At 46.3% G+C, this 9405-nt stretch carries 11 protein-coding genes; 8 read left to right on the top strand and 3 right to left on the bottom strand.

Features of this window, described 5'->3' with window-relative positions; genetic code table 11:
* From RMO27_RS20610 to RMO27_RS20630, 5 genes are all read left to right on the top strand, one after another.
* Positions 1-202, top strand: a 202-nt coding sequence (locus RMO27_RS20610) for a hypothetical protein (RefSeq protein WP_309736098.1), incomplete at its 5' end; no start/stop codon positions are given.
* Positions 203-353: 151 nt separating this feature from the next.
* A complete protein-coding gene (locus RMO27_RS20615) occupies positions 354-1394 on the top strand; it encodes a hypothetical protein (protein WP_309736100.1) in 1041 nt (346 codons plus the stop codon).
* Between the two features lie 197 nt (positions 1395-1591).
* Positions 1592-1864: a hypothetical protein gene (locus RMO27_RS20620; RefSeq protein WP_309736101.1), complete on the top strand. Its 273-nt coding sequence runs from the start codon at positions 1592-1594 to the stop codon at positions 1862-1864.
* Positions 1861-2226: a clan AA aspartic protease gene (locus RMO27_RS20625; RefSeq protein WP_309736105.1), complete on the top strand. Its 366-nt coding sequence runs from the start codon at positions 1861-1863 to the stop codon at positions 2224-2226. Before RMO27_RS20620 ends, RMO27_RS20625 begins: the two co-directional genes overlap by 4 nt.
* A gap of 574 nt (positions 2227-2800) precedes the next feature.
* Positions 2801-3856 carry a Fic family protein gene (locus RMO27_RS20630; RefSeq protein ID WP_309736107.1) on the top strand — a complete coding sequence of 352 codons (1056 nt, stop codon included), beginning with the start codon at positions 2801-2803 and terminating at the stop codon, positions 3854-3856.
* Positions 3857-4204: 348 nt separating this feature from the next.
* On the opposite strand, the gene RMO27_RS20635 is transcribed toward RMO27_RS20630, so the two are convergent.
* Entirely contained in the window at positions 4205-5092 is an 888-nt protein-coding gene (locus RMO27_RS20635; RefSeq protein ID WP_309736109.1) for a helix-turn-helix transcriptional regulator, read from the bottom strand.
* 105 nt (positions 5093-5197) lie between these two features.
* Between RMO27_RS20635 and RMO27_RS20640 the strand changes: the two genes are divergently transcribed.
* Both RMO27_RS20640 and RMO27_RS20645 read left to right on the top strand, forming a co-directional pair.
* A complete protein-coding gene (locus RMO27_RS20640) occupies positions 5198-5629 on the top strand; it encodes a DUF2834 domain-containing protein (protein WP_309736111.1) in 432 nt (143 codons plus the stop codon).
* Between the two features lie 71 nt (positions 5630-5700).
* Positions 5701-6099: a DUF5367 family protein gene (locus RMO27_RS20645; RefSeq protein WP_309736114.1), complete on the top strand. Its 399-nt coding sequence runs from the start codon at positions 5701-5703 to the stop codon at positions 6097-6099.
* A gap of 5 nt (positions 6100-6104) precedes the next feature.
* Here the strand turns inward: RMO27_RS20645 and RMO27_RS20650 are convergent, their stop codons facing one another.
* Together RMO27_RS20650 and RMO27_RS20655 are read right to left on the bottom strand one after the other, a co-directional pair.
* Entirely contained in the window at positions 6105-7151 is a 1047-nt protein-coding gene (locus tag RMO27_RS20650) for a hypothetical protein (RefSeq protein ID WP_309736116.1), read from the bottom strand.
* 114 nt (positions 7152-7265) lie between these two features.
* Positions 7266-7925, bottom strand: a complete 660-nt coding sequence (locus tag RMO27_RS20655) for a helix-turn-helix domain-containing protein (RefSeq protein ID WP_309736118.1) — start codon at positions 7923-7925, stop codon at positions 7266-7268.
* Between the two features lie 124 nt (positions 7926-8049).
* Between RMO27_RS20655 and RMO27_RS20660 the strand changes: the two genes are divergently transcribed.
* The coding region (locus tag RMO27_RS20660) for a glycosyltransferase (RefSeq protein ID WP_309736120.1) at positions 8050-9405 on the top strand (1356 nt) is incomplete at its 3' end.

Below are 9405 nucleotides of genomic sequence, written 5' to 3' on the forward strand. Positions count from 1 at the left end.
GTGTTTGGGTCAAGACGCACCCCGCTCCTCAACGGGGGGACTGGGGGTCGGAGCGATGCGCGCTCGTTGGGTTCCCCAACGGTTTAGCGCATCAAGACAACCCCCAGATCCGGGTTCTGTCCACACCAGGAAAACTCGCAACCAACAAATTCTCATCATTATGCCGATCGGCTTATTACAAGCAATTAAGTACGAGCCTTAACCAGAACTGACATTAATTTAGGCGCGACGACTAAAGTATCCAGATCTCGATCGACCGCGAGCGTTCCTAATGCTATGATAATTTTTCGACTCTTGCCTGTTAAGAGTCATCATGACCTGGTGCTTATTTTCATTTACCTTGAGGACGATCGATGATTGCTTCACCCGCCTCTGTTAACGATCTCGAACTTGTAGCGGCCTTAGAAACTAATGCCGATCTGACTTTCGATTTACCCGATCCAGAAGATGAAGCGGTAGGCGACTTCGATTTTAGACAGCGGGTTGATGATGCCTGGACAGTCTGCGACAGGTTCGATCTCCAAACTGAAATCTGGCGTGGGCGCATCCTCCGCGCAGTCCGCGACAAAGAAAAAAAAGGCGGCGACGGACGCGGCCAAGGTTTTCTCAACTGGCTCAAAGATCGCGAACTGAGTAAAAGTCAAGCCTACGCCTGGATCGAACTTGCCAATAGTGCCGACACCCTGCTCGAAAATGGCGAACTCTCTCCCTCCGCCCTCAAAAACTTTAGCAAACGCGCCTTCGTCGAAACCGCCAAATCCTCGCCTGAAGTCCAACAACTCGTCACCGATGCCGCCGAACGTGGCGACCATATCACCCGCCGCGAAGTCCGCCAACTCTCCGATGAATGGATGGCAATGAGTTCCGATCTGATCCCCGATGAAGTCAAAGAACAAGCCGCCGCAGGAGCCACCCCACCGCGCTTTATTGCTCCATTGGTCAAGGAAATGGAGAAACTTCCCGAAACTCATCAGATCGCCATCAGAGACGAAATTGCTGCCAATCCCGACCTCGACAATATCAAGCTCGTTACCAGCAACGCCCGCAGTCTCTCCAAATATCTCGATGCTGGCGCACAGGTACAAGTCCTCAATGATTCTAAAGTCGATCTAGCAACCGCCCTCGAAGAAGCAATGCGGGTCGGATGTCTGCCAGTTGCTGCCGACGTGCTCAAGCAAGCCGCCCAATTGGAGCAAACCATGACTAAATTCTATTTAACTTGGAAACGGTTGGGTAGTTTAGTCGATCGATTGTACGTCGATACAGGTGCCAGTACGCCCAACTTGCGATCGCTGATTGCCTGCGTCGAACGTCTCTCTAGCGAAATCGTCGAAGTGCCCCTCGATGATAGCGGTGAAAACTCCATTCGTCTGCGAGTGATCACAGGCGAATGATAGCTAAGTTGATGTAAGTTAACGATCCTTGGTAGTGGATTTTACTGAGGACGGATCGATCGACAAAGGCGATGAGTCGATCGATCTTGGCGGTTACGATCTTCGCAATGGGGAGAAAGCAATTCAGGCAATGCGATCGATTCTTTGAGTAAGTTATGATACACGTATAGTTTCCACCATAACTATGAGGATCGATTATGCAAGCTATTTTTTGGACAATGGAAGAAGTTGCTGGTAGAGCAAAGCAATTTTATGAAAATGGTATTCGGCAAGAAGTCGAACATGGAGCAAATATCGGTCAGATGATTGTTATTGATGCCGAGACGGGTGAATATGGGATCGATCCAAGTGGTGTGGAGACAGCCATGAAGTTAAAAGGTAAAAATCCGGTAGCTCGATTATTCACGATCCGGATTGGCTATGATGTTGCAGTAGTTTTTGGCGGAGAAATGGAGCGGGTTGCTAAGTGATTCAAGGTAGAGTGGTCAATCGAAGACCGAGTATACAGGTCGTATTTTTATTACCAGGGCAACCTAATTTCGGGATAGATTTTGTTGTCGATACTGGCTTTAATGACTATCTAACCTTGCCACCCCAAGCAATTAGTGCGATGAATTTGCCACTATATTCGAGTGTATCTGTCCGTTTAGCCGATAATAGCGAGTCGTTATTGCCGATACACATAGCGACTATTCTTTGGGATGGAGAGGAAAAGGCAGTGCCAGTTTTAGCTACTGGATTAAAGCCACTTTTAGGCACTAGCTTATTACAAGGATTTCGCTTAGAAATTGATTTTGACGTGAATGGGTTAGTTTCAATCTGTAAAATTTAGTGGCAATCGATCTTTGCGTTTATGATCGTCCAGACAGAGAGAAAGCAATTCGGGCAATTCGATCGAGTGCGGTGTTTAATAGTGTGTTATCTCAGCTTACCGATCGATCGGACAAAATATTATCGCGACAATGCAATCGATCTAATCCAGCTAAAACCATTGCTCTGAGCAGGATAGAGGATAAGCATAAAACTTAAAACGCAAAACGCTGAAATTGCGTTTTCTGTCTCTAGGATTTGATATACTAGGATAATCCGCTCAACAGAAACGACTACTTATGCCTAGGATTAGAGTTCCCAAGCCTTTCTTGGAGCTAATAAGAGAGGTAAAACCCGAAACATTTTCATTGATGGGTAAGTATCAAATTACTAATTCTCAAGGAAAGTATCTGCATTGGGATGAATTTAAATGGCGCGTCGAGAAAGGCGATGAAGAAGTAGCCGCCTGGACAGCTACCAAGCTTGCTCGGAAGGGCATTGTCAAAAACTTAGTAACACTGCAAGCTGAAGGAGATCGATACTTTAGCTACTGTGTACCTAATTCGTTGTCTGCTAAATTGCACTCGATCGATCGAATGACTGGTGGTGGTCGTAAAATTAGTGATCGATTATTGATATCTACCGATGAGAAAAATCGATATTTAGTCAAAAGCTTGATGATGGAGGAAGCAATAACCTCTGCTCAATTAGAAGGAGCTTCGACTACTAGAGAAATCGCCAAAGAAATGCTGCAAAAAGATTTGCAGCCAAAAGATAAATCTCAGCAGATGATTTTAAATAATTATTTGTTGATGGAAAAAGTGCTAGAAAAGAAAGATGATGGCTTGTCAGTCGAGTTCATTCTAGAACTACACGAAATCGCTACGCATCAAGCAATTGAAAATAATGCAGTAGCCGGAGAATTGAGACAGCATGATAATATTATTATTACAAACTTATATAATGAGAATCCTTTTTATCCACCTGCCGCAGACACTCTAATATCTAGACTGACTCACTTGTGCGATTTTGCTAATGCCGACCATAGCGATCGAGATCCAAACAATTTTATTCATCCAATTGTCAAGGCAATTATCCTACATTTCATGATTGGATACATTCATCCTTTTGGCGATGGCAATGGGAGAACGGCAAGGGCTATTTTTTATTGGAGTATTATTAAATCTGGCTACTGGCTATTTGAGTATGTTTCAATTAGTAAGCTAATCCAAGAAAAACGCGGCGATTATGATAAGTCTTTTGTTTACACAGAGACTGATGATTTTGATATCACTTATTTTATTTACAATCAGGTTGAAACCATTATTAAGGCAGTTCAACTTTTGAATGAGTATGTGGATAAAAAACAAAAAGATTTTTACGAGTTTATGGATTGGGTAAATAAGAGTCCAGTATCTAAAAAATTAAATCGGGAGCAATTAGAGATATTGAAGGAAGCAGTAAGATCGCCAGGTCGAGAATTTACTGCCAAACAGACGAGTGATGATTTTGGTATAACGAGTAATACCGCTAGAAAATATTTGAACGAACTAGTAGATCTAGATTTGTTAGTTCAATCGACAAAGAAAATTGGTAAAGCCTTAGTTTACTTAGCTCCAGCCAGCTTAAAATCGAAATTAAACAAGTCTTGAAGGATTAAAATAGTATTAACTTCACTTTTGAGTAGGTGATTTTAGGGTGCCGATCTCAAAATTATTTTGACATTTTCGATCCGATCGAGATGGATCGATCGAATTAGGAAAGCTATAAGTCTAGAGTCGATCGATCTTGGTGTTATCATCCTGACAGGAAGAAGATAGTTCAGGCAATGCGATCGAGTGCGATGTTTAATCGTATGTTATCTCAGCTTACCGATCGATAAGACAAAATATTATCGCGATAATGCAATTGATCTAATCCAGCTAAAACCATTGCTCTGAGCAGGATAGAGGATAAGCACAAAATACAAAACGCAAAATGCCGAAATTGCGTTTTGCGTATTAATCTTGGTACTGTTGCCAATTGCGCTCGGTGGTTTCATCTGCGGGAAATAGACATTCGATCCGCAGTTCCTGGAGCGTGATGTCATAAGGCGTGCCCAATGTCGCGATCGTCGAAAAGAACTGCAACTCTAGATCCTCCCGCTGGAGCTGAATGGCAAGTAGCAAGGCATGTTGGGTGGTACGAAGATCGGTTCGCCAGATCCGATCGACATCAGGATAGCTCATTAGTTCCTTCAATAACACAGTGGAAAGATCGCTTTCCCGTTCGATGAGCGTTTCTCGATGCAGTCGTTGCAGTAAGTGGTTGGCACAGCTCTCCCAATTGACGATCGACGGACGCAGCCCCAAGGGATGAAAGAAAACCCGCATCAGATTAATTTTCCCATCTAGATAAAAGAGGCGATGCAGTTTGTCTGGCGCGATAAAAGCATCGAGTAATCGAGTGGCACCTTGATTAGCTAGCAGCAAATTCCAGTATCGATCGACCGCAAATGCTGGATATGGCTCGTGTTGATGCAGAATCAGATCGTTGGCGTTGGCGAAGCCTCTGCCTGCGCAGAAGCCTCTCCGTAGGAGACTCGCTTTGCGTACTGACGTCATTTCTGGAGCCGATAAATCTGTCTCGGTATGAATCGGGGCAAATCCAGCGGCTGATAATAACAAATTCTGTTGTCTGAGTGGAATCTCCAAAACGCTTGCCAATTGCAACACCATGTCCTGACTGGGCTTGGCTCGTTCCGATTCGAGAAAACTGATGTGACGTTGGGAAACCTGGCTACTCATAGCCAGATCGAGCTGACTGAAATTGCGGCGATCTCGCCATTGTTTGAGGAGTGTACCGAATGAATCCGATCGATCTGCACGGGCAATTAGCGGTTGTTGCATAACGAAACTCGTAGAAATAATGACTGCGATTACCTCATAGGTAATTGATTTAATTATCTCTGCTTGTCAAGATGATGGTACGCAAAAAATTGAGGTTAGCAAATGATGTCAACGTCAACGAATATCTCGACAACACCCTCATTCAACTCCCTAAAAACACTTTATCTGCTTCTGGCGATCGCGGGTACGATCGTGCCTTGGTTCTGGCTGCTCCAAGATACCGCCGTGCTCATGTCTCCTACCTTATTTTTCCAACGATCGTTTGCGAATAATATTGCGACTGCGTGGGCGAGCGATTTGTTGATTAGTGCGAGTGTCTTCTTTATCTCGATCTCGATCTCGATCGAATTACAACGCTTAGGCTCTTCGCGGCGGTGGGTCTTGCTTTATGTGGGACTAACATTTGGGATTGGGCTGTGTTCCCCGACGGTTTGCGGATGCGCGCTCCTCGGCTTTGCCGAGGGTTTAGCGCACCAAGCAGCGAGACAAGACAGGGGGATTTTCCAGGATTTGGATGTAACAGATTTGACTTTTTAAACACCCTCCAATGAATTTTATCGAGTCATCGAAATTAAAAACAACATTCACAAATTATTGGCATGAAAAATATGACTCAAACAACACAGTCGAGCAAAACTTTCAATCCGATCTTCTTTGTTGCGCTAGGGATAGTATTTTGGTTAGAAGCTTTATTATGTATTCGGTGGGGAGGAGCATCATTGTTTGTCAATGATAATCCGTGGCTCGTGTTATGGTTTATTGCCAGCATCCCGATCGCTTGGTGTTTAGTCACCGCCAGTGCCTTCGTTAGTAAAGTTAGTGGTAGCGATCTGTTAACTGCCGTGGTCATCATGGCATTGACGGCTTCGTCATTGGATGGCGTTGCTTTAACTTGGTTTCAAGGTTGGTATGGTCTGACACCAGCAGAACTGTTGCTAGCAGCCGCATGGTTGTTATGGGGTGTCGGCCTGAGTTTAGGGATTGGCTACTGGGCATCCCGTCAATAGGCTCTTTATTTCACAATCTCCTCCCAGGCGGTAATGATGGTCTGGAGGGATTTAGGGACATGCTGTTGCTCGATGCTGGTATAACTGGTGCGACTGTCTATCGATTGGAATGTAACTGTCGGTACATCGGCTACTGAGGCGGAAGTTAGATAATTCAGCCCGTTTAAATTCCGAAAGCCTTGACGTACTAATAAAGCTTTGAATCGATCGAGTTGCGATCGATTTAGAGTTCTTAATAGTACCGGACGCGATCGAATATTGGGAGCGACAATTAAGCGGGTAACTTTGCCATCGCTAGCGAGTGTATTGGTAATCGTCCTACCAGTCAGATCGCCCGAAGCCGAACTCGTAAATAAAATTTTTGGTTCCAAAGCGGCATCGATAGACGAGAACGAAATCGCGACTGGAGCAACAGCCCTACTCGCCGCTGTATTTTGGACGATGCGATTTGCAGTGCGATCGAGATGATAAACCCAACTGAGCCGCCCATCAGTGAGTACCGCTTGCCAGCCAGGAATCGCAATTTTGGTACAAGCTCGATTGGGTGTGAAAATCCCCAGACAACCATCAAAGGTGCTGGGATTAATGGCTATGACGCTGAGTTTCGCCAGGGGGATGCCCAATTGGCGATTGGCAAATTGCCGGAGCTTGCGCGCGACAGGTAATGGCAACACCGATTGGGGCGACGTTTCCGATCGCAAATTCTTGCCAGTATTATTGGTGCGATAGACATAACGTTGGCTACCATCAGTGGCTTCAACCCGCCAACCATTGACGATCGCTTGCGTACAGATTTCCTCAGTTTTGGGTAATCCCAAACAGCCATCCGGCCAAACTTGAGCGGAAAAGTTTTGGATTTTGATACTGGCAAGTGGGACTTTAAATTGCTTGACGATGTCTTGTTTGACACTATTTGCGACTGCCATGGGGAGCGCATTGGCTTGAGCGATCGCGGCAGCTGCTAAGGGTAACAAACTGACAATGGGAGCAGAGATCGCGATCCCGATCGCCACATAACTAATACTCACACAACGATGGATTTGACTCAACATAGATCGGCATTAATAACTAATCTCATTGACTGATGAAATCGATGTTTAGTTGCCTCTTTGCTGGGGTTTTGTGGATGCTTGAATCATGCCATCTCGTCTTAACAATCGATATCGCTAAAATTTGTGCTCGTAGCAGTAAGTACGATCGGCTGTCAAAGATTCCAAAACTTGAAAAGCGATCGAGTGAGCCTCCTTTTTATCAACCCCTAACGTCTTCAAAATCAGTTCGGCGATTTGTTCGGGATAATCTGTCTCTAGATGTCCGCCCAGAATAGTTCGCATCGCCATCAATCCGGTGCCTAAAATCAGATCGATCGCGGCTTGTTGATTTGTCACCTGAAACCGTCCCATTCTAATCCCTGCCTCTAAATCTGTCGTTACTCCCATCGTTATCGTTTCGCTCAACGGAGCAGCCACCAAGCCGCAGCGAACGATCACCCAGCCCCAATTTGAGTCACGCATCGCTTGATGCAGAAATTGCCGAATTGCCATCGCCATCCGTGCGGCAGGATCTTCAATTTCAGTAGACTGCGCCCAAATACTGTGGTTCATCTCATCGCTCAGAGCGGCGGCAACGGCTGTGAGTACTTCTTCTCGTGTCTGGAAATAGTTATAAAACGTACCCCTGGCTACGGCTGCTTCGGCGATAATTTCGTCGATCGTCACGGCATCGGCTTCTTTGTGGGCAAATACTCGATAGGCGGCGGCAATCAGACTCGATCGAGTCCGTTCTCGTTTTGCTAACCCGATCGATGCTCGTTGCGATGGTTGCATATCACCAGATGAAGATAACTGTCAGATTTAACCATAGCTCTGAATTGACGATCAAGCCAAATTGACGTTAATATCAAATTGACGATATTGTCATTTGTCTCGATCGAGTCTAGGAGATTTACTGATGCAGATTTTGGCGATCGCGCTCGGCTCTCAAGGCGACGTGCAACCCTATGTTGCACTAGGGAAGGGCTTACAAGCCGCAGGGCATCGCGTCCGCGTGATGGCTTCTGTCAACTTTGAAGGATTAGTCACCACCCACGGCTTGGAATTCTATCCAGTCAAAGGTAACGTCCAAGAGATTATTGAATCGCCAGAAATGCGCGCCCTATTGGAAAAAGGTAATTTCCTCGCAATTAACAAACATACCGCCAAACTCGCCCAAGATGCCGCGATCGATTGGGCACAAGTAGGTTTAGCGGCTTGTCAGGGAGTGGATCTGATTGTGGTGGGACTTGGTGGTTTAAACGTCGCAATTGCGCTGGCTGAGAAATTACAGATTCCCTTACTCCCGGCTTTTCTGTTTCCCTTTACACCGACAAGAGCGTTTCCAGGAATCTTGTTTCCCGCGTTTGTGTCCAAACTTGGCGGTACCTGCAACTGGTTATCGCATCTACTAGTGCAACAGCTTATGTGGCAAGGGTTTCGGACAGCCGATCGGATTTCTAGACGACAAGTACTAAACCTTCCCGCCGCACCTTTCTGGGGGTCTTATAAATCGGCGGTGATGCGTCGATATCCGACGGTTTATGGTTTTAGTCCCGCCGTCATTCCCCAGCCAGCGGATTGGCGAAATACAGAGATTGTGGGCGATTGGTTTTTGGCTGCTACCGATTGGATTCCACCTGTAGATTTGGTGGAATTTCTTGCTAGTGGCTCGCCACCTGTCTATATCGGCTTTGGTAGTATGGGCAGTCGCAAGCCAGAAGAAACCGCTGATCTGGTGCTACAGGCGATCGATCGGACTCAACAACGCGCCATCTTGCAAGCTGGTTGGGGTGGTTTGAGTAAAGCTGACGTACCGGATAATGTGCTGATGGTAAATTCGGTGCCTCATTCGTGGTTATTCCCTCGGATGGCGGCAGTGGTGCATCATGGCGGTGCCGGAACGACAGCGGCAGGGTTAAGATCGGGGGTACCCTCAATCGTGATTCCCTTCTTTGGCGACCAACCATTTTGGGGGCAACGAGTGGCAGATTTGGGGGTGGGAACAGCACCGATTCCGCGTCAGCAATTAACGGTAGAAAGACTGGCAAATGCGATCGATCGAGCAGTTACAGATCCTGTCATGCGCCAACGTGCCGCCGCGCTAGGGGCGAAAATTCAAGCTGAGGATGGGATTGGTAATGTCATCGCGATCAATCCAGCAGTGCACACAAAAAGTGGGTTCGTTCTTGCAAAGGTCCTGCCTCTCGTGGTCGCATTTCATGTAGCGAGATGCGAACGGAACTTGCATCGCTTGTTCTTCACTGGTCACTTC

Origin of the sequence: Chamaesiphon sp. OTE_75_metabat_556 (assembly GCF_031378165.1) — a bacterium.
GTDB lineage: Bacteria > Cyanobacteriota > Cyanobacteriia > Cyanobacteriales > Chamaesiphonaceae > Chamaesiphon.

Coding starts and splice junctions, on each gene's coding strand:
- RMO27_RS20615 (WP_309736100.1), top strand. CDS start 354: ATGATTGCTTCACCCGCCTCTGTTAACGATCTCGAACTTGTAGCGGCC.
- RMO27_RS20620 (WP_309736101.1), top strand. CDS start 1,592: ATGCAAGCTATTTTTTGGACAATGGAAGAAGTTGCTGGTAGAGCAAAG.
- RMO27_RS20630 (WP_309736107.1), top strand. CDS start 2,801: ATGACTGGTGGTGGTCGTAAAATTAGTGATCGATTATTGATATCTACC.
- RMO27_RS20635 (WP_309736109.1), bottom strand. CDS start 5,092: ATGCAACAACCGCTAATTGCCCGTGCAGATCGATCGGATTCATTCGGT.
- RMO27_RS20640 (WP_309736111.1), top strand. CDS start 5,198: ATGTCAACGTCAACGAATATCTCGACAACACCCTCATTCAACTCCCTA.
- RMO27_RS20645 (WP_309736114.1), top strand. CDS start 5,701: ATGACTCAAACAACACAGTCGAGCAAAACTTTCAATCCGATCTTCTTT.
- RMO27_RS20650 (WP_309736116.1), bottom strand. CDS start 7,151: ATGTTGAGTCAAATCCATCGTTGTGTGAGTATTAGTTATGTGGCGATC.
- RMO27_RS20655 (WP_309736118.1), bottom strand. CDS start 7,925: ATGCAACCATCGCAACGAGCATCGATCGGGTTAGCAAAACGAGAACGG.